The organism is Bradyrhizobium sp. USDA 10063, assembly GCF_054063735.1.
Genome location: NZ_JBSSGP010000002.1, coordinates 4,086,824 through 4,112,211 on the forward strand (window position 1 = coordinate 4,086,824; position 25,388 = coordinate 4,112,211).

The 25,388-nt window shown below is 58.9% G+C and carries 23 protein-coding genes and 3 pseudogenes; 9 read left to right on the forward strand and 17 right to left on the reverse strand.

The annotated features are described in order from the left end of the window. Positions 1-20 precede the first annotated feature (20 nt). From ACVJGD_RS21380 to ACVJGD_RS21390, 3 genes are all read right to left on the reverse strand, one after another. A complete protein-coding gene (locus tag ACVJGD_RS21380) occupies positions 21-1,070 on the reverse strand; it encodes a DUF7482 domain-containing protein (RefSeq protein WP_456636182.1) in 1,050 nt (349 codons plus the stop codon). 114 nt (positions 1,071-1,184) lie between these two features. Continuing rightward, complete coding sequence (locus ACVJGD_RS21385) at positions 1,185-1,760, reverse strand: cytochrome P460 family protein (protein WP_456636183.1); 576 nt, start codon at positions 1,758-1,760, stop codon at positions 1,185-1,187. A gap of 9 nt (positions 1,761-1,769) precedes the next feature. Next, positions 1,770-2,408, reverse strand: a complete 639-nt coding sequence (locus ACVJGD_RS21390; protein WP_456636184.1) for a cytochrome P460 family protein — start codon at positions 2,406-2,408, stop codon at positions 1,770-1,772. 786 nt (positions 2,409-3,194) lie between these two features. Here ACVJGD_RS21390 and ACVJGD_RS21395 point away from each other — a divergent pair. Further along, complete coding sequence (locus ACVJGD_RS21395; RefSeq protein WP_456636185.1) at positions 3,195-3,404, forward strand: hypothetical protein; 210 nt, start codon at positions 3,195-3,197, stop codon at positions 3,402-3,404. A gap of 396 nt (positions 3,405-3,800) precedes the next feature. Continuing rightward, positions 3,801-4,181, forward strand: coding sequence for a hypothetical protein (locus ACVJGD_RS21400; protein WP_456636186.1), 381 nt, complete (start codon positions 3,801-3,803; stop codon positions 4,179-4,181). A 283-nt stretch (positions 4,182-4,464) separates the two neighbouring features. Here the strand turns inward: ACVJGD_RS21400 and ACVJGD_RS21405 are convergent. The 5 genes and pseudogenes from ACVJGD_RS21405 to ACVJGD_RS21425 all read right to left on the reverse strand — a co-directional run bounded on the left by ACVJGD_RS21405 (position 4,465) and on the right by ACVJGD_RS21425 (position 8,643). Further along, positions 4,465-5,178, reverse strand: a pseudogene (locus tag ACVJGD_RS21405) (SDR family oxidoreductase). Between the two features lie 244 nt (positions 5,179-5,422). Further along, positions 5,423-5,842 carry a cupin domain-containing protein gene (locus ACVJGD_RS21410; RefSeq protein ID WP_456636187.1) on the reverse strand — a complete coding sequence of 140 codons (420 nt, stop codon included), beginning with the start codon at positions 5,840-5,842 and terminating at the stop codon, positions 5,423-5,425. 53 nt (positions 5,843-5,895) lie between these two features. Continuing rightward, on the reverse strand, positions 5,896-6,366 hold the full coding sequence (locus tag ACVJGD_RS21415) for a pyridoxamine 5'-phosphate oxidase family protein (protein WP_456636188.1): 471 nt from the start codon (positions 6,364-6,366) through the stop codon (positions 5,896-5,898). 42 nt (positions 6,367-6,408) lie between these two features. Continuing rightward, on the reverse strand, positions 6,409-7,095 hold the full coding sequence (locus ACVJGD_RS21420) for a glutathione S-transferase N-terminal domain-containing protein (protein ID WP_456636189.1): 687 nt from the start codon (positions 7,093-7,095) through the stop codon (positions 6,409-6,411). A gap of 186 nt (positions 7,096-7,281) precedes the next feature. Next, the gene (locus ACVJGD_RS21425; RefSeq protein ID WP_456636190.1) at positions 7,282-8,643 is read right to left on the reverse strand and encodes an MFS transporter; all 1,362 of its coding nucleotides are present in this window, start codon (positions 8,641-8,643) and stop codon (positions 7,282-7,284) included. 139 nt (positions 8,644-8,782) lie between these two features. Here ACVJGD_RS21425 and ACVJGD_RS21430 point away from each other — a divergent pair. The 4 genes and pseudogenes from ACVJGD_RS21430 to ccmB form a co-directional block, all read left to right on the forward strand. Next, positions 8,783-8,911, forward strand: a pseudogene (locus ACVJGD_RS21430) (IS481 family transposase); the annotation flags it as partial. Between the two features lie 274 nt (positions 8,912-9,185). Continuing rightward, positions 9,186-10,433: a 5-aminolevulinate synthase gene (gene hemA, locus ACVJGD_RS21435; RefSeq protein WP_456636191.1), complete on the forward strand. Its 1,248-nt coding sequence runs from the start codon at positions 9,186-9,188 to the stop codon at positions 10,431-10,433. Between the two features lie 302 nt (positions 10,434-10,735). After that, positions 10,736-11,362 carry a heme ABC exporter ATP-binding protein CcmA gene (gene ccmA, locus ACVJGD_RS21440; protein ID WP_456636192.1) on the forward strand — a complete coding sequence of 209 codons (627 nt, stop codon included), beginning with the start codon at positions 10,736-10,738 and terminating at the stop codon, positions 11,360-11,362. Between the two features lie 121 nt (positions 11,363-11,483). Then, a complete protein-coding gene (ccmB, locus tag ACVJGD_RS21445) occupies positions 11,484-12,206 on the forward strand; it encodes a heme exporter protein CcmB (protein ID WP_456636193.1) in 723 nt (240 codons plus the stop codon). 134 nt (positions 12,207-12,340) lie between these two features. Here ccmB and ACVJGD_RS21450 read toward each other — a convergent pair whose 3' ends face one another. The 9 genes from ACVJGD_RS21450 to ACVJGD_RS21490 all read right to left on the reverse strand — a co-directional run bounded on the left by ACVJGD_RS21450 (position 12,341) and on the right by ACVJGD_RS21490 (position 22,844). Continuing rightward, positions 12,341-12,823, reverse strand: coding sequence for a cytochrome c-type biogenesis protein (locus tag ACVJGD_RS21450; protein WP_456636194.1), 483 nt, complete (start codon positions 12,821-12,823; stop codon positions 12,341-12,343). Continuing rightward, positions 12,820-14,817 carry a heme lyase CcmF/NrfE family subunit gene (locus ACVJGD_RS21455; RefSeq protein ID WP_456636195.1) on the reverse strand — a complete coding sequence of 666 codons (1,998 nt, stop codon included), beginning with the start codon at positions 14,815-14,817 and terminating at the stop codon, positions 12,820-12,822. Before ACVJGD_RS21455 ends, ACVJGD_RS21450 begins: the two co-directional genes overlap by 4 nt. A gap of 42 nt (positions 14,818-14,859) precedes the next feature. Further along, entirely contained in the window at positions 14,860-15,315 is a 456-nt protein-coding gene (gene ccmE, locus ACVJGD_RS21460) for a cytochrome c maturation protein CcmE (RefSeq protein ID WP_456636196.1), read from the reverse strand. A gap of 186 nt (positions 15,316-15,501) precedes the next feature. After that, the gene (gene ccmI, locus ACVJGD_RS21465) at positions 15,502-16,209 is read right to left on the reverse strand and encodes a c-type cytochrome biogenesis protein CcmI (protein WP_456636197.1); all 708 of its coding nucleotides are present in this window, start codon (positions 16,207-16,209) and stop codon (positions 15,502-15,504) included. 214 nt (positions 16,210-16,423) lie between these two features. Continuing rightward, positions 16,424-17,047 carry a DsbE family thiol:disulfide interchange protein gene (locus ACVJGD_RS21470; RefSeq protein WP_456636198.1) on the reverse strand — a complete coding sequence of 208 codons (624 nt, stop codon included), beginning with the start codon at positions 17,045-17,047 and terminating at the stop codon, positions 16,424-16,426. After that, positions 17,044-17,193 (reverse strand): heme exporter protein CcmD, encoded by a 150-nt coding sequence (gene ccmD / locus ACVJGD_RS21475; RefSeq protein WP_456636199.1) that lies wholly within the window; start codon positions 17,191-17,193, stop codon positions 17,044-17,046. Before ccmD ends, ACVJGD_RS21470 begins: the two co-directional genes overlap by 4 nt. A gap of 7 nt (positions 17,194-17,200) precedes the next feature. Next, on the reverse strand, positions 17,201-17,974 hold the full coding sequence (locus ACVJGD_RS21480) for a heme ABC transporter permease (protein ID WP_456636200.1): 774 nt from the start codon (positions 17,972-17,974) through the stop codon (positions 17,201-17,203). Between the two features lie 481 nt (positions 17,975-18,455). After that, complete coding sequence (locus tag ACVJGD_RS21485; RefSeq protein ID WP_456636201.1) at positions 18,456-19,679, reverse strand: DUF3095 domain-containing protein; 1,224 nt, start codon at positions 19,677-19,679, stop codon at positions 18,456-18,458. 1,536 nt (positions 19,680-21,215) lie between these two features. After that, a complete protein-coding gene (locus ACVJGD_RS21490) occupies positions 21,216-22,844 on the reverse strand; it encodes an ATP-binding protein (protein WP_456640329.1) in 1,629 nt (542 codons plus the stop codon). Between the two features lie 371 nt (positions 22,845-23,215). Between ACVJGD_RS21490 and ACVJGD_RS21495 the strand changes: the two genes are divergently transcribed. The 3 genes and pseudogenes from ACVJGD_RS21495 to ACVJGD_RS21505 form a co-directional block, all read left to right on the forward strand. Next, positions 23,216-24,175, forward strand: a complete 960-nt coding sequence (locus ACVJGD_RS21495; protein ID WP_456636202.1) for a hypothetical protein — start codon at positions 23,216-23,218, stop codon at positions 24,173-24,175. Then, positions 24,160-24,732: a hypothetical protein gene (locus ACVJGD_RS21500; RefSeq protein WP_456636203.1), complete on the forward strand. Its 573-nt coding sequence runs from the start codon at positions 24,160-24,162 to the stop codon at positions 24,730-24,732. The genes ACVJGD_RS21495 and ACVJGD_RS21500 overlap by 16 nt, the downstream gene beginning before the upstream one ends. A gap of 469 nt (positions 24,733-25,201) precedes the next feature. Beyond that, positions 25,202-25,357, forward strand: a pseudogene (locus ACVJGD_RS21505) (catalase); the annotation flags it as partial. Positions 25,358-25,388 lie beyond the last annotated feature (31 nt).

Below are 25,388 nucleotides of genomic sequence, written 5' to 3' on the forward strand. Positions count from 1 at the left end.
CAATGTCCTTCGTCGAAGAATCATTCGTTGGTGAAACCCACGACTGGGCAGTTCACCAGATGTCCGGTCGTTTTAACCGGACCTCCGACAGGGCTTACCAATAAGCCAGCTTCGCTTTTTGCCACAATGTCATTACCGTCAGTAATCAGGTTCCGTTGATTGTTCTCAACAGCCTCTTTGGTCCACTCGGCCAACTGAACATCCCACATCGGTGAATATCCGGCACTGATCTCCTTGAAATTCGCAAGGATGTCGAGTGCAGGGCCTTCGCCACTGAGCGTGCTGTTAAGCCCTTGGCGCTCGGGATCCTTCGGACCGGTCCTACCATTTACGATTGTGTAGATAATCTCCGTCGCGCCGCTTTGGAGGATGTCGCTTTCGGCAGGCGCAAAAGTAGATGCCTCGAGTGCTGCTGATTCCTCGAAGTTGGCGTCGAAGCTGAGGTACCGCAGGTGCTTGCCGTCCGCAAAGCCAAAGCGGAGTTTCAAGTCGACGGTGCCATTGTCAGGGCAGATGCTTGCCACCGAGTCTGTCACAACCGAGTAATCGGGATTGCCGCCGCAGAACGAGATTTTCTCTGGTCCGACGTTGAAGGCGATCATGGGGGCGTTGAAAACAATGTCATTACGGTTTGCCATCCGGACCAACGGGCTGTAGTGCGCATCCCCGACAGACCCGGCCCGCGCCAACCTAGGCGGAAAGAAGTTTGGCGTCTCTCCGGCCGTCAACGTTTGAACCGGTGAGAAATCAACCCGCCCCGATTTGAAGGTGAAGTTATTGGACTCATCCATGTCCGCAACCCGCGTGCTCGCGAGGTCTTTTGCCTTACTGAGGCTCGGCGCCCATGTGAGGCCCATTTTCTTGGAAATAGCGAAATCACTTACGTCGGTGAGAACAAACCAAACGGTCTCTCCGGAAGAAAGACGACCGCGATGAAGCGGCAATCTTACCACTTCTCTTGCAAGATCGACTAGGCCTGACGTGAGGAATAGCTTGGTGATTCTCTTTTCGGTCGATGTATCCGCCGCCAAACTCCTCTCAGTCGCGAAAAAAGACAGAAGAAGAACCATTATCGGTCCGTAGAGGCATTTCCCAAGAGGTTTGCTGGATTTCATAATCGGTCCGATCACTGGCTTTCGTAGCCGGCCTTGTTGGCCGGCGTACCATTTGTCGCGATTCCGCACCTACTTCTTCAATTCGGGGTATCCGGAGACATAGATCCAATCCGTTGCCTTGGCTGGAACGTGGCAGCCCAGACAATCAGTACGGAAATCCTTCGAGGTGGTCTTGACCTTGTTGTCGGCATCAAACCAGGACCAACCCCAGCCGTTGCCCCACAGCTTGTTGTCAGGGTGGCTGTTCTTGCTGTCCTTCACCATCATGAACCAGCCCTTGAGACGATCTACATGACTGACCGTGCCCGTGGTCATGACTTCAGTCGCTGTGCTCTGGACCTCTTTTACTAAGACCGATCCATCAGGGAACTTGCCCGTAGCGCGATAAGCCTTCGCAGCTCCCGGCGAGGCGTAAACAGTGTGCATCTCTTTCGCACCCTTCTCGTCGCCTGCGACAGACCAACTTCCCAGGTATTCATAGCTCGTGCGGTAGTCGTCCGGTATGCGCATATTGCCAGCCGCGTCGACGAGTTGAACCTTCCCAGAGGCGGCCTGACTACCCGCTGGCAGCGATACAAGGTATCCAACGCCCGCTGCAATTATTGGCACCGACAAAGCCGCCATCGCCGACCTGAGGATCTTCATCGCGGCCCCTTACTTCTTTTTTTGGTCGGCGGGGACGGGTACGCTATCAAGCAGGGCATAAAACTGCGTCCACACGTCATCGCGTTTAGCACTCGAGATGTGACAATACGCGCATTCTTCGAGTGGCCTGACCTTGGCGGTGGCGGCCTTCGGCTCGAAGTGGTTGAAGTTGTAGTAACCCCAGCCATTGGTCTCGGGGTATCGTTTGGTGTCTTTGACGGTTACGTCGGCCCCGTTAAAGGGTCCCGGAAAGAAGCCGCGCCCAGAGGGTTCTTGCCTCGAACCGTCCGCACGATCGGCGGGGAGCATAAGTTGTAGCTCCTTTACGAATATGGTTCCTTCGGGGAAGACGCCCGTCTTCTTATAGATCTCATACGAACCCGGCTCGATGTACACATTGTGGAATTCCGGGAAGTTTGCTTTCCCATTGTTCAATGCGTTTGGTGTCAGAGGCGAGCCAACATAAACCCATTCATGAAAGTTTTTCGGTAGCACGAGATCACCATCACTCGTGTATTCCGGAAGATAGCGCCCAGTCGCATGCCAGTCGTCCGGTGGAGGAAGCTTTGGTTGCTGCGCGAATACCGCCGTTGTGATCGCGCCGACAGCAAGAACGCTGGAAAGTAATAGTGACACCGTGTGCTTCATGATTTTCTCCAGTCAAACCGCGATTCGCTCGCGTCGGCGATGAGAATGACTTCCTCCGCCCAGCAGGGCGAGATTTAACCCAAGGCCCTGCTTCGCGAAAATTGAATGTGGGCATCGAATCGATGCACATTGGGAATGCGCATCCCGGGCAGTTTATCCTTCGAGACACGATACTCCCTTGGCCAGGCACCTTGCTGCCTCGCAAGGCGGCGGCAATTGTGTTGCAACTCGACGAGGCGATCTCTGCGCTCAACGTAGCAAGCGCGCACCTAGTCCAGCACTCACTAGCAGTGTGCTGAAATACCCCTCGCCGTAGCGAGAATTTGCTGCTTCACCTTTTTTATCTCGAATTGGTGGAAGCTCGTATGCGGGGCACATGTGTGGATCAGGGCCGGCCGCTTTCGTACATCTCGCCGGAATGTTGGTGCCGCCGAACCATCCGCTGAGAAGGACTCGTGCGGTTGTTGTAGTGTGCTGCGCAAACTGAACGGTTGCTTTGGTAAGCTCTATTCGAACTAAGGAGCCCCTCGATCCCTCTGGAGCAATTGCTGTGCAGGCGTTCTAAGGCATTCGATCGGAACGACGGCTGATCGGCAATCGAACTACAATCGCTTGTACTGCTGGTTCGTGGGCTGTCGCCGACGATTCGGTCTGGGATCCGGCTAGCTTCACGAGCAATCGACCGCATCACCAGAGCCACGCTCACAAGAGAAAACCCAATACCATCCTCGGCGAATTTCAATTTCAAGGCGGCGGTTATAGGCATTGCCAAGCTGCGCGCTGACGATGTTGCTCGTGCACCAGGACAATATCAACTTACCGCGCGGCAGCGCAGCCAAGGCGAGCATCTGGTATCTCAGCGGTGAACGCAAGATCGGTAAATTGGCCGACGCGACCTCACCGCATATGATGAGAGACCCGGAAGCGTTCCTATCGAGGATCGCCATCATCGCTGAGGGCGCGACAGAAGTCGGTTTCGTCAAATGTGCCCAATGATGCACGATGCGGGAGCCGCACTTGGACAGAGTCCAACGCGCACTTTGTCCAGCCAGTCCAAAAGCCAGTAGCACTGAGATACGGCTAAAGATTTTCGGCTCTGAGCCATCCGAGGTTGAAACGTCACCAGAACGACCCAGCCACCAAATCGCGCTCAAAGGTTGAAACGTCCACACCATGACTAATCGCTTCGTCATTTTCGCCAGCTACGGCCCGGCTGGGCTACGGAAGGCTGGGAGAAGCGCGTCCTCGAAAAGGAGGAATGGGTTCGATCGCTTGGTTTGGCGCCTTACCGGACCAATGCGATCGGCTTCCGCCAGCTCCGTTCATGACAAAAAGGGATTCCCGACGCAGCGCTACCAGTGGTGCTCCTATATCCTCAAGATCGAGCCCGGCATGCGTTGGCTCGAAGAGAACGACCCACACAAAAGCACTATCTACATCGTCGGCGCGCGACGGGATGAAGCTGCAGACCCGCTGAGCACCCTCGCCAAATTCCCGGAATACCTCGTGCGAAGCGAAAATCACGGCGGCCGGATGATGCTGGCTCCGATGGTAGACTATGACGCGGATGCTCGTGACGCCCCGCTCAAGCGCGCTGGCGTTGAGCCGCTGCCTCATCGTTCCGGTGAGTGCAAATGCATCAATTCAAACAAGAGCGATCTGAGGCGCTTTTCCGAGGGCGACATCGCAGAGACTGCAGACGCAGAGGCTGAGATCGGCAGACCCATGTTCTGTCCTCACCGGCACATGGAGCGACCGGGATCAAGGAAGTAATTCGATGGGCCAACAGCGCGCGCGGCAAGTACGAGCCGGAACCTGAAGCCGAAACCTGCAACGCGGCATCGTGCGAACAATGATCACGGACGACCCACTGCGCACTTCTTGGCGATCAGAACGCCATCAGTGCCCACGCGGGGAACGGCTAGGTGTTTAGTCCCAGTTTTTGATAGTGCATTCTTGTCGCACGATTCGAAGGATGCGCTATGGGACAAGTTTTACACGGCTGCGCCAGTGGTGGCCGAGTCGCGCAGTGTCGACGCGGCCCGCGACCGCATGATCAGGCTCTTTTCTGCGAGCGGCGTAACCACTCCTCGAGATTGAGACGGCCGAGACGCGCCTCGCCCAATGGTACGAGCGGCTTTTCCTCGAGTCGCCCGCCGAAATATCGCGCTTCGGTCTTTCACGACCTTGCGCGGGTCGCCGACAGCCTTCAAATAGCAAGCGACGATTTCGGTGAACGGCGCTCGTTCCGGGCCTGCGATCTCGATGATCCCGTTTCGCGGATCAGCGCAGGCCACTTCGGCGATGACGGCAGCAACGTCCTCAACCGCGATAGGCTGAAACAGGCCCGGCGATGCCGCCGAGGAATTCCAGAAACTGGGTCGAGCGGATGATCGTGTAGGGGATACCGGAAGCCTCGATCAGTTGCTCTTGCGCCACTTTGGCGCGGTAATAGCCTTAGTCGGGTAACCAGTCCGTCCCGACGATGGATAGCGTAACATGGTGCTGAACGCCTGCCGCGGCCTCCGCCGCGACAAGGTTGCGGCCGGAGGTCTCGACGAATTCCAACGCCACCTGGGGTCAAATGAAGGCGCATTGGAGACGTCGATCACCACCTGTGCGCCGGCCATGGCTTCTTTGAGCCCCTCTCCGGTGACGGTGTTGACTCCAACTTTGGGCGACGCCGCGACGTCCTCGTGGCCGCCCTGGCGCAGAATGGCAACGGTCTTCGAGCCAATCAGGCTAGTGCCGCGATCACGATTATCTTCATGGTTTACTTTCCTTCCTCGGTCGCCCGACGCTCATCGTCGTTTCGATACGTCGCGAGATGAGACGCAGCGCTCTTTCCTGGGACGGTACGGCAGAAAGCCAGGAAGGAAAACTTCTCGGGCAGCGCGCGCCCATGGGAGTTCCTACCGTCGCCATTGAGGCGTTGCAGGATGAAATTTGGTGGGATGAGGACCCCCTCCGCCTCGCGACGGAAGACCCTCGTTCCTCTCAACGCGTCTGAAGGTTTATTTGACGGGTGTCGTCAGCGTGCGGTCATTGGTATCGAGGACGAACACAGCGAGCAGCTTCGCCGGCTCGGTCTTGCTCGCGTTGCGGCTGATCGAATGGCTCGCACCCGGCGGTTCGGACCAGCTCTCACCCGCCCGATAGATGCGCGTCTCGCCGTCATTCACCTTCGACTCGATCGCACCCGAGATCACATAGGCGTAGATGAAAGCCGACTTCGCGTGGGTGTGGGACGGGGAGGCCGCGCCGGGCGCATAATCGACCTCCACGACGATCAGCGACTTGCCAGGGATATTGGGAATGGCCGCCTCGAAGTTCTTCGTGACGGTTTGCGCTTCGCTATCATGGGCGTGGATGGGGCCGGCCATCGAGATGGCGAGGGCGGCGCAGGTAGCGGCGATGATGGTTCGGATCTTCATGGACTTTCTCCTTCTGCCTATAGGTCGGTCTTCGTTTTTCGCGGACCCCGCACCTATGCCCCCATGGGTTTCACACCGTACTTTTGGTAGTAGGTGCTCCTGATTTCGTCTTGACTTCGAGGAGGGTGGGCAAAGACATGGGCTGGAGACAGCAACGGGGCGATCGAAGTGGTTTCGATTTTGACAACGTGATCGACAGGATACTCTAGACCATTCGTCGCCCGAACCCAGTCGGCGACTATCAAAGACTCGTCATCTTCTAGCGGCAGTATCAACGCGCGGCCTTTGAATCGATAACCGCGCCTCTGGAAGATGTCGACTACGTTAATTTCGACGGCGGGATTGCGCTTCAAGTTCAGTATCGTCCGCGGTGATGCGATATCCGCGAAGTAGAGAACGCCGTTTGTGACCGTCAAAGACGCCTTCGGCGAAAGATTGGGCGTTCCGTCCTCGTTGACTGTCGCGACGAACGACAGTATCGCCTGCTTGATGATCGCCTCCATGTCAGCAGTGATTTCAATCATAGATATCCTCGCTTCGTTCTTCGCGAACCCTCTCTAGCCTGCTTACACGTGCAGCCCGCGCTGCACTGCCGGACGCGCAAGTCCGCGGTCGAGCCACGCCTTCACATGAAGAAAGCGGTCGAAGCCGACGAGCTCGCGTGCTTCGTAAAAGCCGATGAGGTTGCGCACCCAGCCGAGCAGCGAAATATCGGCGATGCTGTAGTCGACGCCCATCACCCAGTCGCGGCCCGCGAGCCGTTCGTCGAGGACACCGAGCAGCCGCGCCGATTCGGTCGCGTAGCGGTCGCGCGGGCGCTTGTCCTCATAGGTCTTGCCGGCGAATTTGTTGAAGAAGCCGACCTGGCCAAACATCGGCCCAACTCCGCCCATCTGCCACATCACCCACTGGATCGTTTCGTAGCGAGTGTTCGGATCGGCCGAGATAAATTGTCCCGTCTTGTCGGCAAGATAGAGGAGGATCGCGCCTGATTCGAACAGCGCGAGCGGCGTGCCGCTCGGCCCGTCGGGGTCGTAGATTGCGGGAATCTTGCCGTTGGGGTTGAGCGCGAGAAAGGCCGGGTCGTGGCTTTCGTTCGTGATGATGTCGATCCGGTGCTGCTCGTACGCGAGGCTCGTTTCCTCAAGCATGATGCCGACCTTCACCCCATTAGGCGTCGGGGCGGAAAAGAGTTGCAACCGATCAGGGTGCTGCGCCGGCCAGCGAGTGAAAATCGGATGATCGAGCGTCACTTTCTTCCTCCTGGATGAGCAGCCGAGCTGCGCGGGACATGGCCGAATCTTCTACCTAGATGTGTGCTGAGCTGACACGCGGGCGAAGCCAAAAAGCAGGAAACGATACGGCCTCGGTACACGCTTGTTCCGACCGTGGCGTATCGAGCACCGGACACATTTGATAACGGTGTCGCTCTTCCGTGATCATCGAGTAGATTCCTTGACGCCGTGCACGACCGTGGGGGTCGACGAGCTGTCGCAGGTGTTGTTTCCGGTCGTGTCAGTGTGCGGGTTGCGTGCGGAGAGGACAGTGAACAGGGTGGTGCCGAGGGCAAGTACCCCGTATCCGAACGCGATCTGCGGTAGCGAGAAGGTGTTGGAAAGCTTGCCGGAGATGAGGCTGGGGAAGGTGGCGCTGCTGTAGCAGAGGAGATAGATCGCGCTGAATATCGGTGCGCGGTCGGCTAGCGTGCTGCCGTGCAGCAGCCCACGGGTGGCGGCAGTGATAGCGATGCCTTGGCCGGCGCCGGCGACTGTGGTTGCGATGATGAATAACGCCAATGTGCTGGCGTTGATCGCTGTGATGATGCCGATCATTCCGGCCAGGAAGGTGATCATGCCGACGCGTTGGGCTATCGCGGGTGTGAATCGGCCGCCAATGGGAGCACCGACGACGCTGGGGGCCATATAGGCGGCGAACACCAATCCGAGGATGAGCGAGCTGCGGGTGTGGAGTTGATCTTCGACCAGCGCAGGCACGAAGGCTTGGTAGAAGGCGCCGGTTGACCAGGTGGCCAAGAACACCGCCGCCGCTACAGGGACCAGATGCCTGACCTGAGCCGGTACGCTCACCCGGGGCAACAGCGATCGCCAAACGCCCGGTGTCGGAGTTGCTGTTTCCGGGCTGATGGCGATAAGTGTAGCAGACAGTAATAGGAAGCCGACGCAAACCAGGTAGATGAGGTCGCGTGGCCAGGGACCGAACTGGACCAAGGCGCCGGAGGTGATGGCACCGACAGTGAGGCCGAGCATCGGTCCTTGGCTGGAGGCGACGGAGGCCAACCATTCTGGCCTGCTGGGGGCGGCGTCGACGATGTAGGAGGTCAGGCTGCTGCTGGCCAACCCGGTACCGACGCCCACCAGGAACCGACCGGCCAGCAGCATGTCGATGTCGCGCACATTCAGCAACAGCAGACAGCCCAGCAGCAGCAGGCTGAGGCTAGTGATCGCAGTGAGCCGGCGGCCCAGATGATTGGACAGTCGTCCCAGCACCAACAGTGCGGCGATGGTGCCGACGGCGTAGGCGACCACAGCCATCGAGATGCCGGCGTTGGTGAACCCGTCCTCTGCCCGGTAGATGTTGTAGAGGGGGATCGGAGCGGCCGCCGCAGCAAATGAGGCCACCAGGGACGCCACGGCGGACATGAAAGCGAGCTGGCGCGTTCCGCCTCGGGCAGCCTCGTTGATCACTGGTGCCACGTTTTGCGTCGAGCCGCGCATTTCTGTAATATCCGTCGCAGGTTGCACTGCGCGTCGCTCGATAAAATCCGCGACAACGATAACCATCGATCGCAGCGAGGGACGAAATTTTCCAATAGCCGGTGCGTATAGTTTTCATAGCGGCGGAGAATAGCGCTGCGACGGGTCTGTCGTGAAACGTAAGTCAGTGATTTGTGAAGCTATTATTTCTAATCGGACACTGGGCAACTACGCTCGGCGGCTGAAGACCCTGAAGGGCCTCACACCTAACGAGTACATCTGCAAATGCTGGACTTCCCAGCCCGAACGATTCAAACTCAATCCGCTCCAGCAAATGCCGGGACTAAGCACCTAGTCCTCACGCTACTTGGCTTCTCAAGTTCACACCAAAACTCCAATTTAGGCGATGCACATAGCGATAATCAGAAGGCATACAAACAATAACTTGTGCGAGACGAGAAGGCCTGAAAGATATTGAGCCATGCACAACCGGGCTTCAGCTTTAGGGCCAGACAAAGATGGCAGATGACGTTATAGTGGCGGAATTGCTGGCCAAACGTCAAACTCGCGCGCCTGCCAGCAAAGCACGTACGTGCTTGGACGCGATGTCGGGGCAGGGAGCGCCAGCCGTGCACTTGCCCGCAAGGGTGTCGTCCAGTCCGGAGGGCGCGGACCAATCGTACGAGCGCCACTTTCGCGACGCCCTCGATCGCCTGCACGATGAGCGGCGCTACCGTGTTTTCACCGATATCGAGCGCATTTCTGGCCGCTTCCCGGTCGCCAAGTGGCGCCGGCCCGACGGGATGATCACCGAGATCACGGTCTGGTGCTCCAATGACTACCTCGGCATGGGGCAGCACCCTGAGGTCCTAGCCGCGATGATCGAGACTGCCCGGTGCTGCGGCGTCGGCGCGGGCGGCACGCGCAACATCGCGGGAAACAATTCGCCGCTGGTGGACCTTGAGCGCGAGCTCGCCGACTTGCACGGCAAGGAGGCGAGCCTTGTCTTCACTTCGGGCTACGTCTCGAACCAAGCCGGCATCTCGACGATCGCCAAGTTGATCCCGGACTGCTTGATCCTGTCCGACGCCTCCAACCACAACTCGATAATCGAAGGCGTCCGTCAATCCAGCTGCGAGAAGCGGATATTCCGCCACAACGATCACGGCCATCTTGAGGCTTTGCTACAGGAGGCGGGCGACCGCCCTAAGCTCATCGTGTTCGAGTCCGTCTACTCCATGGACGGCGACGTGGCACCTATCGGCAGGATCTGTGACCTTTCGGATCAGTACGGCGCGATGACTTACCTCGACGAGGTGCACGCGGTCGGCCTTTACGGCCCCCGCGGCGGCGGGGTCAGCGAGCGCGACGGGGTGATGCACCGCGTGGATGTAATCGAGGGCACCCTCGCTAAAGGCTTCGGCTGCATCGGGGGCTACATCGCGGCCTCGCCGACAATCTGCGATGCGGTACGCAGCTTCGCCTCGGGCTTCATCTTCACCACGGCCCTGCCTCCTGCGGTTGCCGCCGCTGCCCTCACTTCCGTACGCTACCTCAAGCACTCGAATGCCGAGCGCAAGGCGCACCAGCGACAGGCCACTGCAACGAAAGCCGCACTCAAGGCCGCCGGTCTGCCGGTGCTCGCCACCGACACTCACATCGTGCCGGTGATGGTCGGTGATGCAGAGCGGTGCAAGGCGGCTGCCGATCACCTGCTTGAGCGCCACGCCATCTACATCCAGCCGATCAACTACCCTACTGTCCCGCGCGGCACGGAGCGCCTACGCATCACACCCTCGCCCTTCCACGGGGCGGCGCACATAGCCAAACTAACGGCCGCGCTCGTCGAGACCTGGGATACTCTGGCTCTCGATTGAGCCGTGTCCCTGGACGAGCTGGGTCCTCGACAGCGGAGTGCTCGGCCACACGTGAACAGGGCGCTCCAATGGTTCGGCCAAGAGGCGAGCCTGGGTCGAGCCACCGAAGTTCCGCCATCGACGTTGTCGGGGTCATCGGCCCAATTGTGGCCTCACGTCTGGCACCTTGTGTCGCAAAGTCGGGTCTCTCACGCGATGTGATGCCAACCTGGGCTCGTGCGGCGCCGCGGCGAGCGAGAAGCAAGCAGGGGGAGCGGTGTAAAAATGCGAGCGGCACGAGACATAGCTGACTGAAAGCGAAAATGAGCCACACACAATCCTGCCATCTCCTAGTCGCGGACCTCTGGGTCGTGCGTGGGGGGCGCACAGTACTCCGTGGCGTATCGTTACGGCTGGACGCCGGACAGCTTGCCGAAGTAACGGGCTCAAATGGCGCGGGCAAATCAACTCTCCTGCGTGTGATCGCCGGCTTCTTACCCCCGGCGTCCGGCTGCGCGTCGTGGAACGAGTGGAGAGCCAAGGATCCGGCGCCTCTTTCAGAGCGCGTCCACTACGTCGGTCACCTCGACGGATTGAAGTCCGCGCTGACCGCTCGCGAAAACCTCCAATTCGGTCTGACCCTTTCAGGGCAGGCCCGGCTCACCCCTCGGGAGGCGCTCGACCGCGTCGAGCTCGCCCACGTTATCGACCTGCCGGTGGGCTATCTTTCGGCGGGTCAGCGCCGCCGCGTCGCCTTGGCCCGGCTCCTGGTCGCTGACCGCCCTCTATGGCTGCTCGATGAGCCATTGACCGCACTCGACGGGGCCGCACGTGTCATGCTGATGGGTATTGTGGCCGATCATCTCGGACGCGGCGGCTTGGTGCTTGCGGCGACTCACGAACCATTCGGTCTGCCAGGGACCCTCGAACTGAGGCTTCAGGCGCAATGAGGGCGTGGCGCCCTCCCCGCCTGCTCCACTTCCATGCGCCCCGGAGCGAGACACAAGGCCGGGCCGATCCTTTTCTTCAAGGCAAACGGTCACGCCGCGATGGCGGCGGCGGATGGAGGCCATGACAGCTACTCTTCTTGCCGTCTTTTACCGCGATCTCGTGCTATCGCGCCGCATCGGCGGCGGAGGGTCTCTCGCGATAGTCTTCTTCCTCGGTCTCGTCACGATCGTGCCCTTCGCGATCGGACCCGACTTGAACCTGCTATCGCGAATCGGTCCGGCCATCCTGTGGCTCGGAGCACTCCTGGCGACCCTGCTAGGCCTTGACCGGTTGTTCCAGGCCGACCACGAGGATGGTTCGCTGGACCAGATGCTTCTGTCACCGGCACCTCTAGAACTCGTTGTCCTGGTAAAGTGCCTGGCGCACTGGTGCGTCACAGGGCTACCGCTGGTGATCCTCTCCCCTCTGTTCGGCCTGATGTTGGCCCTGGATGGCCCGGCGCTCGGGGGAGTGGCCATGAGCCTGCTAGTAGGCACACCAGCTTTGACTTTTCTGGGCGCGATCGGCGCAGCCCTTACCCTCACGTTGCGACGTGGCGGCCTTCTGCTCTCGATTCTCGTCGTACCGCTGGCGGTGCCAGTGATGATCTTTAGCGTCTCGGCGGCCTCGGCGGCGGCGAGTGGCACGGTGTCATTCCTAACGCCGTTTCTGATCCTCTGCGCGCTTGCTCTTGCGTCCTTCGCGCTCGCCCCGATCGCTGCAGCTGCCGCGCTTCGCGGGGCGGGGGAACAAAAGATGCAAGCGATGGAAATAAGTTCGTTCCGAAGCGGATCACGTCAGTGAAACGGCTCCAATATGTGGACTATCTGCCGCGCGATGCGGCTAACGCCACCGTTCGACTGGAGGCTTGAAGCGAAGAGATGAAATGCCTCAGCACGTGCATCTCGCAAGATAAAACGATCCGACCAATGCCAAGATCACTTAGAGGGAATATCGGCGTTCAATACCGACGCCAGCCGGTCGCACTCGGCTTGGCTCAGCGGATCAGGCGGTGGGGACCGCCTGCGGCGGCGCAGTCCGAGAAGAAGCGGGATCGCGCCTACCGCAAACAGGAGGGCCGGCATGCCCCAGAGTAGGGCGGTTTCCGAGTCCAATGGCGGTTTCAACAGCATGAAATTTCCATAGCGTCGCACCAGGAAATCGCGCACCTGCGCGTCGCTGTCGCCCGCCTTCAGACGTTCGCGAACCAGTAGCCGGAGATCCCGCGCAAGCTCCGAGTTTGAATCGTCGATTGACTGGTTCTGACAGACAAGACAGCGCAGCCCAACGGAAATTCCCCGCGCGCGCGCTTCGAGCTTTGAATCGGCTAGGATCTCGTCGGGCTGCACCGCGCTCGCCAGACCGGGCGCGAACCCCACGAGCACGACCAAAAGAATGAAAAAGCGACGGAGCGCGGTCATTCTGCGGGCTGCGGCGCTACAGGATCGCCAGATAGGCGGCCGTGAATGGCGCGATGCGCAAAGCCGATCCTGAGACGCCGATCGGACAACGACACAATTCCTCCAATCGCCATCACGATCGCGCCAATCCAGATTGTCGTAACGAGCGGCTTCCAGAACATGCGGGCATCGATCGAACCATCCGGGTGCTGATTCCCGAGCGAGATGTAGACCTGCCCGAAACCTAGGGTCACGATGCCGGCTTCCGTTATCGTAGTCTGGCGCACCGGAAACGTGCGCTTGGCCGGCTTAATCGTCGTCACCGTCGACCCATCCTGGCTGATAATCGCACGGACCCCTATTTCGGAATAGTTGGGGCCCTGTCGCTCCTCAAAGTTGACTATGGTGGCTTGATAGGGTCCGAGATCGACTGTCTGCCCCTGCTTGACCGCCGCAATCCGTTCCACGCCCCAACCGGTTGCGGCGAGCCCCAACAATGTCACGCCGAGCCCCGCGTGGGCGATAGCCGTGCCCCAAGCCGAACGCGGAAGCCCAATCGCGCGGGCCAAAGTCACCCGCCAGGCCTGCCCCTTGCCCCAGATCCGCGACGCCAGTTCGCTGGACGATCCGAGGATCAGATAGACCGCCAAGCCCACACCTATCGGGGCGAGGACCGGGCCGCCACGCAGGGTCGCCGCGAGAACCAGTGAAAGGGCCACGCCCGCCATCGCCGCAACCATGACCCGTTGCGCTGCGCCCAGAAAGTCGCCGCGCTTCCAGGCAAGCGACTGGCCGATCGGCATTAGTAGCAGGATGGGGATGACCAACGGGCCGAAGGTCAGATTGAAAAAAGGCGCGCCGACCGAGATCTTGTCGCCGACCAAGGTCTCAAGCACCAGAGGGTAAAGGGTGCCGGTGAGGACGATGGCGCAACAGATGGTCAGCATTAGGTTGTTGATCACGAGCGCACCCTCCCGAGACACAGGCGCGAACAGGCCGCCGGGTCGCAAGGCCGGAGCGCGCCAAGCGTAGAGAACGAGCGACCCGCCGATAAATAGGATAAGGATCGCGAGGATGAAGAGGCCGCGTGATGGGTCGCTGGCGAAGGAGTGCACCGAGGTAAGCACGCCCGAACGGACCAGGAACGTGCCGAGCAGCGAAAGCGAGAAGGTGAGAATCGCGAGGAAGATGGTCCAGATCTTGAGCGCGTCTCTCTTTTCCATGACGGCCGCAGAATGCAGCAGCGCCGTGCCCGCGAGCCAGGGCATCAATGAGGCATTCTCGACCGGGTCCCAGGACCAGAATCCACCCCAGCCCAGGGTGTAATAGGCCCAGTATGAACCCATCGCGATGCCGAGCGTCAGGAAGCTCCAAGCGATCAGCGCCCATGGTCGAATGTATCGGGCCCAGGCGGCATCGACGCGGCCGCTAATCAGCGCCGCCGCCGCGAAGGAGAACACAATCGAGAAGCCGACATAGCCGAGATAGAGCAGCGGCGGATGTATCGCGAGGCCAGGGTCCTGAAGCAACGGATTGAGGTCTTGCCCCTCGAAGGGTGCGGGAAACCGGCGCGCGAAGGGGTCGGATGTGAGCAGAATGAAGAGCAGGAAGACAAACGCGATCCAGCCCTGGACCGCCAGCGTATTGGCCCGCAGTTCATCTGCCATGCTGCGGCTAAAGCTCGCCACCGCGGCTCCGAAGATCGCGAGGATTAAGACCCAGAGCAGCATAGAGCCTTCATGATTGCCCCAGACGCCCGCGATCTTGTAGACGAGCGGCTTGGCGGTGTGCGAATTCTCAACGACCGTTACGAGACTGAAGTCGGACACCACATGAGCGTAGGTCAGTGCCGCAAAGGCATAGACCACCAGCGCAAATTGGGTAATCGCGGCAGGCACTGCCATGGAGGCAAGCCCGAGATCGCCGCGGCGAGTACCCCAGATCGGCAGAACCGACTGCAGCAGTGTGACCGCCAAGGCAAGGGCGAGCGCATAATGTCCAGTTTCGACGATCACCCGGTCACTCCTGGAGGCTGATGTGAACCATAAACGGCAGCTCTATTGTGTCTGCGCGGATTTCTCGCCGTCACGCCAAATGCCCTGCCGTTTGAGCCCGTCGGCAACGTCCTTGGGCATGTAGCGCTCGTCATGTTTGGCGAGCACAGTGTCGGCATGAAAGAGGCTTGGGCTCTCCACCGTGCCCTCGGCCACGACACCCTGCCCTTCCCGGAAGAGATCGGGTAGCAATCCTGTGTAGATGACCTTGATGTGCTTCTTAAGGTCGGTCACCGCGAAAGTGACGGTCGACGGCCCCTCATGGACCAGTGAGCCTCGCTCCACCAGCCCGCCGATGCGCAACCGGGTTCCCAGCGGCGGCGCTTTCTCGGCCATTTCGGTCGGCCCGTAGAAGAAGACGATGCTGTCGCTTAGCGCAAAGAGTACGAGACTCATCGCGATCGCCAAAGTTATACCGGCCGCGCCGATGAGGAGGAGGCGCCTTTTCTTTCTTGCCAAAATTTATCCTTTCAGCCCGAGCTATTTGACGAGCCTATCAACGCGTGCCAACGCTTCATGTTGCCCGAATGCCTAGCCCGCGCATTTGCCACGGCCTCGTCGACCTTCTCTTGCTTACACAGGACCGCATAGGCCCTGATCAATCGCAGCCGCCCGTCGAGATCGTGATCGTCCTTCGCGGGCTTCTCAGCGAGTCCCTCCACCATCCCACCGATCGCCCCTGTCCTCTGCTCCGGAGGCGGCGCCGCAACGCCAGTCCTGTCTAGGCCAGACCGCGCGGCCTCCACGCCCGGCTGCGGCGCTCCGGCAACAGCAGCCAAATGCGGATGTACTGCATCCGTCCACGGCGCGTCGGATAGCGAATCCGCTCGTAGCGCCTCCCAGAGTTGCCTCGCTTTTTCTGTGCTGCCGTCTTGCTCGATCGTCATCGCCTGGAAGTCGTATCCGTCGTTGGAGTTTACCCGCCTGATGAGCTCCGATCTTGGGGATTACAGCTGTGGGATTGAACTCCGCACCCGTCCGACGTGACGCTGGCATGTCAAGTTGGCTAGGCGCACCCACCCTAAGATAAAGCGCCAGCGCGACAAACGGCAGCACCACAACAACCGCCAGAACGGCGCCGATGCGGCTCGGTCGCGCCGATGCATGCGGCCGATCCTTCGGCAAGGAGTCGACGGAGGCGAGCAGCCGGCGCGCTATTTCGGCTCGCGCCGCTGCGGCATCGTCAGCCGCGACTAAGCCTCGGCGGACATCATCATCCGTTTCAACCAATAGGCTTCGATAGAAAGCGATGTCAGAAGCGCGCGGGTTACGCTCTTCGTGCGGCGCCGAGAGCGGCCGGAGCAGCGCCAGCGAGACCGCGGCCGTCATCATTGCGAAGGCAAGCCAAAGCATCTCTCAAGGTCCTTCACCAGCGACTTTCGCGAACGCGTGAGCTTGCAAAACATGGTACGTTCGCCATTCTCAACGACCAAACTGCTCCTGCAGCATAGCTCCTTCGAACTAATCGATTGCCGGCCGGCGGCGCAAGCCAGTGACGCCGCGCGTAAAGACAAGATCAGACTTTTTGGACCTGTTGTATATGGATCGAGACTTGGCAAGGTGGCCGTCATGGCGATTGCGCGCTTGCGATTGCCGCCGTCAAAGCGGGACGCGTCGCGTCCGAGATGCCGCCCACCAGCTTGTAGGCGATGGTGCCGTTTCCTTTGACTACGTAGGTCTCGGGGACGCCATAGACGCCGAAATCAATACCGGTCCTGCCGGACGGGTCAATGCCGACCTGTGCGAACGGGTTGCCCTTGGCGTCGAGATAGCTCCGCGCACTCCCTGGGTCGTCCTTGTAGATGATGCCGGTAAGCTTTACCCCATGCTGCTGCAGCGCCGGGTCGCGCGACAAGGCCATGAGCGCCTCGTGCTCGCTATGACATTCAACGCACCAGGACGCGAACACGTTCACAAGCGTCACATGTCCTGCCTTCAGGTCGGCGCTCGACAGGCCGGGCGGCCCGGGCGTGGCGAGCCCTTCAAGCGCCGCCAACGCGAATTGCGGTACCGGCCTGCCGATCAGGGCCGAAGGCACGAGCGACGGGTTGTTGACACCCAGCCGCACCGCGAGCAGTGCGGCAATTCCGAGGAAGACCGGAATCGGGACCGCCGCCACAATGCGGACCAAGTGGTTCCGAATGGCCGCGATATCGGGCGAGAGGAATTTCGAGGGACGAGTGTCGTTCATGAGCGATTGCCGAGACGGTCTGGTGCAAGGCGGGCCAGCGCATGGAGCTGAAGCCGATAGTCGAAGAGGACGGTCGCGATCGTTCCGATCAGGATCGTGCCCGTCACCAGATAAGCTGCCACGATGAACCCGCTATGCTGAGCCATCGCACCCTCAGGAAACCGCTTCGATCGATTGCATTCGTGCCCCAGTGGATTCGCCAACGGTCGCCAGCATGATCGCGAGCCGCTGAGCGCGGCGCCGCATGATTTCGTTGCGGATCGCCATAACGTGGAGCGCCGCAAATAGAAGCGTGTATGCAAGCGACATGACGAGGAGTGGCCAAAGCATCGGGCCGGCGATCGTCGAGCCTTCAATCCGCAACACGGAGGCTGGCTGGTGGAGGGTATTCCACCAGTCGACGGAAAATTTGACGATAGGAATATTGATGAACCCGACCAGCGTCATGATCGACGCAGCCCGCGCGGCCCTGCTGGCGTCCTCGATTGTCTGCCAGAGTCCGATCAGACCGAGATAGATCAGGAAGAGGACCAGCACAGAAGTAAGCCGGGCGTCCCACACCCAGTACGTACCCCACATCGGCTTGCCCCAGAGGGAGCCGGTGACAAGGCAAATAAAAGTGAAGGCGGCACCGAGCGGTCCCGCGGCCTTCTGCGCCGCATTCGCAAGCGGATGGCGCCAAACCAACGAGCCCACCGCCGAGATCGCCATCAGCGTATAGGCCAGCATCGCCACCCAGGCGGCCGGAACGTGAATGTACATGATGCGCACCATCTCGCCCTGCTGGTAGTCGGGTGGTGCCGTGAACGTACCGAAGAGGCCGAGCGCGAAAGCTAACGCCGTCAAACCCCACAGCCACGGCAGAAGCTTCGCGGCAATGTGCAAAAAATTGGTGGGATTGGCGTAGGCGATGAAACCGACCTTCAAGTTTGCGATCTCCTGAAATCGACCGTCCCGGATGTGGGGGTCGAGAGCTCTTTCGAAACTGGTTGCCAACGGCTAGTGCCCAATTGCATCATCAGCAAAGTCGGTGCCGAGACTATCGCGTAATACAATGCGTCCGCGGCAACTTCGCCAATTACAATCGGTTATCGTTTCGATGCCGTAGGCCGCATCTGAATGGAACCCTTTGCCACGTATCAGCGCAGTCGAATGGCCTGACCGGCTTAACCGGTTTTCCCTTATTCCCAGGATCCGACGCGGGTCGACTTCGTCTTCCAACAGCGATTTGATCCTGGCAGTCAGGCTCTAGGAGTGCCTCCATGAGCTGTTGGGCAACCACATCGACGCGCGCCACGCTTTCCGGCGATATCCGAAGCCGTCATCCGCTCTTGGATGTGCAGCTTCCGCACGACGATGTCATTCGGCATGCAAATTTGGGAGCGAGGCTCTGATGCTCTTGTTCGCTCTATGGCAACCGTTCGCGCCCCGCCGCAGCCTCGCCTGCCTTCTTCTTGGCCGCTGCCGCGGCATAGCCTCCATCGGCCCCGTCAATGAAGTGGACGTGATCGGACCGAATGTTTGAAGGAACGTAACAGGTGAGATGTGCGCTTTTCTGACGATGTGTACCCGCCGAACAAACGCCAGAACGCTGAGCGGAAACCAGTCGAGCTTCGATAGCATCTGCAATTTCTGGCGAACAATCCACCGTCATTTTCAGTCCATCATCGAACTTCCTGAAGTCCGTATTCTGCCAGATCTCTCGTCTATACTTGAAGGGCTCGAACCGGCCTATGCGAATACCCGTCGCAAAAACGATTCGCGTCTTGATTGCTCGTAGTGCATCTGCGGCGGCTGTCAGGAGGTTCGCGTGCGGGGAGTCCCTACTAAGCAGTCTCTGGATCTCGCCTCCGAGCCAGCTGGGTAGTGGACCGCCCTCAGGCAACGGATGTCCCGACCGGCGCGAAGAAAATTCAATCAGGGCCAAAACATCTGCCACCAACGCCGTATACGACCTTTGCTCTTCGATCGGTGAGGCAATAATAGACAGAATGATCCCCTGCTCGGCAGGGATTGGACCGAACCCGCAATAGAGCCCTGATAGATTGGGCTTGGCATCCAACGGTGCGCGGCGTACGGCGAATTCCCCCTTCTTTAGCTGCGTCTCCGCCCAGGCAACGCCACCCCCGGTGAACATGGCGTACGAGACGTTCTCGGATGCTGCATATCGCGCGACACGGACATCGTGACCAGCTGCGCGGATTGCCGAAACGGGAACGATCGTGACTCGAAGCATAAGATCGAGAAAATCTTCGGCCCAAGCCGCAGTTCGCGCCAATTCATACCGCACTTCATCGAGATACTTGCCTGGAATGGCTACGGCCGCTCCGTCGCCGCCGAAAACATAGGGAAAGCGGAGTTTAGGTAACGCGTTGGTTATGGCGACCAGCACCGCAGCACCTACAGTGTTGACGGCCTTGTATCGACCGGTCTCGATCGCTCGAGTCGATTGGACAACATCGGCTATCCCGATGAACCAATCGTCCGGCAAGGGAAGATAGCGATTGAAATTCGTTAGTTGCGAGAAGTTGTCGAATGGCTTCAGATCGGCGTAGAAATGCTCTGTATTCGTGCTTGCGAAAGCAGGTTCTTGAGCAATCTTGCCCATCAAGCCGTCTTGGGGTGATGTCATTTGCCGGTTCCCTTGTCGTTTTTCTCAATCCATTCAACTAGTCCGATATATGCGCGTGAGATGACACAATCTGTATCCGATGCAGTTTGATGTGGCACGCTTCGCACTTTCGCTTGGCATGGCGGTCTTTTCGTAAAGGGTCGCCCGTGACCAAACGTGAAATACACCCCGGTTTCTTTTGCGCTCGCGCGAACCTCTTGGCATCCTTTCATCATGCCAAGCCGACACATCCCGTCTCGAAGACGCTCTCTCCGAATCCACCTTTGCAATAAGCCGTATCCGGATCGCATCCTGCGCCCTTCTCCACCGCGCTGAACTCCTTCACTATCTGCGTGCCATCCGCCCATCGCCTGGTGCTTTCGAACTCGCCCATGGCATTCGGTTCGAGATGTACGCGTTGAGTAACCCGGGTTGCTTCGTTGGCAGTCGATCGAGGATATTGATGTCGGCTACGCCGCTCGATACGACCAACGCTCCAACCAGCAATAGCTGCGATATCTTCACTACATGCATCTTTCCACGTTCGCCCCCAGCGCATTCCGACAACGGCGTTTCGCCGAAGCAACGTCGACTTCCCATGGATCATTTCTATTCCCGCAGCGCATTGAGTAAAGTTATTGAAACTATAGCGGATCGCGATAGCTTGGAGTTGCGCCCCGAAGCTGCACCGCCGAGCCATTCACGACGTGAAAGACGAATTGCCTGTTGTCGGTCGGAGGGTGTCAGTGTGTCCATGGTCGAGAAGCGCCGATCTTGAGGCCTTCGTCCGGCTTTCTTCCATCTGTCAGATTTCTGATGACCACCTTCATTAGGAGAAAGGCAAAGTCCGGATCGATGAAGATGAGGCTAATCTCTTCCTCTGCACCCAGATTCGATACTTACACCCCGCGGGTGAAGCGGATTAATGGCTTGCGACAACGGCTTTGCGCAACGGGCGATCAAGATGATCCGCGTTGATTGATCGCGCGACAGTCCCGCGTTCGCGCAGTCTGCAAGACACCATTCTTTTGACAGGAATTCCAATCCTGCATCTCAGTAGCTAGATGAAGACCCCCAGCGCTGGACCATATGGCCTTCCGGCGATCACAATAAGCCGTATCGATTGCCGCAGCGCATCGCCGTCGACTGGACGCGCCACGTATAAGAATATCGATCGGATCCCATCCCTTCACGTCAGGCATACCGCATGAGCGCTCCGCGTACTGCACAGATGCCATTGTCGTCATCGATGATCGCGACCGAGGTTACACGGCTCGCAGTCGAGGGGGTGCGCACCCGACAGCTCCAGCGAACCGGCTACCGCTCCCACCCAGCCGCAGGCTCAGTCGGCGCTTATACGTCGGAGCCGAACCGATTACGCTCGGAGCCCGCACTTGAGGTGAACACACTTCATAATCAACCCTGTCATTCGGTTGGCCCACTGAACTATCCTGAACGGCAGACGGTGACGTTGTTCGCAGCTGGGACGCCTAAGTTGCCTGCTTCCTAAGCAGATGGAAAATACCGTAACGCTCCCTGAACGCTCCTGGCTCTTCCTCATAGCGGCAGCGCTAACCGAATAGTCAGGCCGCAATCCTCATTCCTTTCTGCCCAGATCCGCCCACGATGCGCCTCTATGATGCGCCGGCTTATGAATAGGCCTAAACTCATTCCAGAGTCTCTTGTGGTGAAGACCGGATCGAACAAACGATCCGCATCGTTTGTGTTTGTTCCCGAGCCACCACTACAATCGCGAAATGTCGTTAGCATTTCGACGTCGTCGGCACGGCACGATATTTCCAGCCTTCGCGGCCGGCCGTGCACATCCTTCATCGCATCGATACCGTTTCGCAGCAGGTTGAAAACAACCTGCTGTAGCTGCAGGCGATCTCCCCTCAGCTCCGGCAACCCTTCATCGATATCGGCACGCACGGCAATGGATGACTTCTCCAACTCGTGACGAAACATGCCTAATACTTCCAAAATGACGCCGTCGATCCTTATGAAGCTGACGTTTGCCTGCGCCCCCTTGGCTAGCACTTCCAATCCACCCACGACCGCAACATCCAGCTTTCTTTTGTTTACAACCTGGTTGGCGGCTTCGACCACCTCGGATATGTCCATTGGACATCTTGACGACCAACAGCGGCACGCCTCCGCGCTGGTTATCAGCGCGGTCAGTGGTTGATTCATCTCGCGCACGATCGAGACGGCAAGCTCGCTCAAAGCCGCCGGGCGCGAAGCGGTCGAAAGCTCGGCCCGAGTTTCGGCAGACAATCTTTCGGCCGCCTTCCTTTCTGTAATGTCGGTGACGATTCCCCGGTACAGGAGATCTCCATCCCCGTTCGTCTCAGGATGACCTTCCGAGTAGACGTGACGCACCCTACCATCTTTTATGATCCGGTATTCCAGCTGGAGAGTGCTCCCGGTCGCGACGGCAATAGAGGTTTCGCGTTCGACACGAGCTCGATCGTCCGGATGCAGTTTGCCGATCCAGATTTCCCGATCGAGCTTCTCCACCTCGGGTGAGACACCGAATATCCGAAAAAACTCTCTTGAGCCGATCGACACTCCCGTCGTGGGGTCGAACTTGAAATCACCTATCTTTCCGATGCACTGATGTCGACGCGTCGAATCATAAATTTCGTCGCGACTCGCCTCTGCGTGCTGCCTTAGCCCTATTTCTCGCGCGAGATCATCGGTTAATCGAAGGTTGACCAGAACGGCGGCAGCTTGGATCGCGATGGCGCTGAAGCTTTCGATGGAGGTTGCTCCGAAGCTTCCGCCTCGATCCGCTTCCAGGTAGATCAGACCCACTGTGTCCTCTTGATACCTTAGAGGTAACCACAGGACGGAGAATTCGATGCCATCGAACCCAGAAAGAACCTCGTTCCTCGAAATGGGATCGAGCATCCTGGCAGCATGATCATGAGCCCCAACGCCCAACGCAAACCGCAAGGAGGAAAACCGAACACCGCTCACAGCGTTCTCGGCCCAGTTCGATGTGGCGAACGGTACGAACTGACCGTTCTCGTTGAATAGCACAGCGCCAGTTGACGCTCGTGACCACTGAAGAGCGATCTCGAGGAGCTTCTCTCCAAGTTCCTCTCGGCTTCTCGCCTCGAAAAGAGCCAAGGTCGGGCTTTGCTCTTCCTCAACTCTTTCGCGCTGTACACTTATCAGCATCGCCAATTGGTCTCGCAGGTTTTGCAGAACACATCATTGCTGAAGATGACTCACGAGAAGTTTCCAGGTGATCGCGCGATCCCGTTTGACTTTTCGTTGAGAGCGAAGTGCTTCGTATCCGGGATGTCACCATCCCAGAGCGCGAGCACATGCTGAAATGAAGATTGGGAATGTTACCGATAATGACTGGTTATCGGGCGATAACAGCAACGCTCAAATTACAGCTGTAGTCGAAAATCTTCGCGTCACGCCTTCGACCCTGAGGTCAGATTCGCATCATCCATGCTATTCCCAAAGCCCGCCTCGAGCGGGACTTCACCTCGACCAACTCCAGCCTCTTAATACGCGCCTCAAGTCGAAGGAAGAATGAAATGCGACGATACCTATGGGCGGTCGGCTTGCCGATCGCTTTGTTCATCATGGTTGACCAACCGCCCGGTTATTCGAAAGAGCCACGCTCGGCTGCCAACATGCACTTCCATGAGGCTGTCCTATCACCTCCGGAACTTCGCGCGTTTCTTCAAGAGATGCCAAAAGGGGCGGACCTGCACTACCACTTGACCGGGGGCGCCTACGCCGAGAACCTGATAAGGTCGGGCGCCAATAGAGGCGCATGCATTGACGTGAATAAACTCGTCGCCATGACACCACCATGTGATCCCGACCGCGGTCTCCGGCCGATTTCGAACGCTCTGCAGGACGCAGATTTGAATCGAAAGATCGTGGATGCGTGGTCCATGCGAGGCTTCGTCGCTGATGCGGGGATCACTAGTCACGATCAATTCTTCAGGACATTCAGTCTGTTTGGTAACGCAGTCGAACCAGGCGCGTTGGTCGCCGAGGTCTCGAATCGCGCCGCACGCGAACGGCTCATCTACATAGAGCTGATGACCTCGCTCCAGACCCAGGCGATCAAGCAAATCGCTTCCAACGTCACGTGGACCGACGACTTCGGCACGATGCTGGGCAAGTTGTCGAGCCTCGGCATCGAGCGAATTGTCGAGAACGCGGTTGGCGACCTCGATAAGGTTGAGAGAGAGAGGAGACGCATTCTCAAATGCGACCAGCAGGACGCCGAACCCGGATGCACCGTCGAGGTGCGCTATTTGATGACGACGAGTCGAACTGCGACGCCTGCAGTTGTCTTCGCCCAGACCGTATTCGGTTTCATGCTGGCAGGGAAGGATCCGCGCGTCGTCGGCGTCAAATTTTGTCGGAGCCGAGGATGCCCCCGTGGCACTCGCAGACTATTCCCTGCACATGCGAATACTGAACTACCTCGAATCAAAAATGCCGAACGTAAACGTTGCTCTACATGCCGGGGGAGCTGACGCTTGGACTCGTCACGCCCGAACAGTTGCACTCTCACATTCGAGAGGCGGTCGTCACCGGCGGTGCCCGGCGGATCGGTCATGGCGTTGATGTCATGTACGAGGATCGACCGTACGAGTTGTTGCAGATGCTCTCCAATCGGCACATTGCCGTGGAAATCGCTCTCACCAGCAATCGGCTCATTCTGGGCGTAGCGGGCAAACAGCATCCGTTTCCAATCTATCGGCGCCTTCATGTCCCTCTGGTAATCGCGACCGACGACGAAGGGGTTTCCAGAACCGACATGACCAATGAACTGGTCACCGCCGTCACGTCCTACGGATTGACTTACAGTGATGTGATATCCCTCGAACGAAACAGCTTGGAATACTCTTTCCTGCCCGGCCAGAGCTTGTGGGAAGACACGACCAATTGGCAACTGACGCCAGTCTGTCGGAACAGTCCGAAAGATCATCCGTCTTCGGCTTGCACGGCGCTCTTGAAGCGCAGCAAGAAGGCCGAACTTGAGTGGAAGTACGAGAGGGCACTTGAACAGTTCAATGGCGTCGGCAATTAGCGGTCGCGGCCTAAGACACCCCGCGGTCGAAGCTGCCAAGGCCGACGTCCCTAAGATCGTTTTGAAACGGCCAAGACCCACGGCAAATGCTGGCTCAAGACGGCCGTCAGGCAAAGCGCGAAAGAGTCGATCAGATACTCCGCCGGAACGGAGCCCGTTACGCCTGTAATGCTTTGCTTTCCAGGTGGAACTCGCGCCGTAACGCTCGAAGTCAAGGAATGCTGGCCCCTCCTGCCTATGCGCGCGGGTTCAAGACATTCACCTTCCTGTCGCGCACTTGCAATTTGCCGGTCCGCCGAATCTGCCTAAGTCGTTCGAGGAAGCCTTGGACGACCGTTTCTGCCTGGTCGGATCACCATGCACGGTGCGAGAAGCGCTCAAGAGCCAGGTCGTTGAGGCTGGTGTTACATACGTCATGTGCCAACTCGCTTTCGGAGGCTTACCGCCTTGCGATCGATCATCATTCCGGATTTCGCGCGACAAGTGCCAGATTTCGTGCAGCGCGAGCATCATTGAAGGCGGTAGCCCGCGCGGCCGCGCGCCGCTGCAGGACATCCGGCTTATTGAGAAGATCGCGCACTTCGATCGCGAGGTGATCCCGGAGCGGCGGATGCACGCGAAGGGCTGCGGCCGCGAAAGGCCTAGTTTTGCGTTAC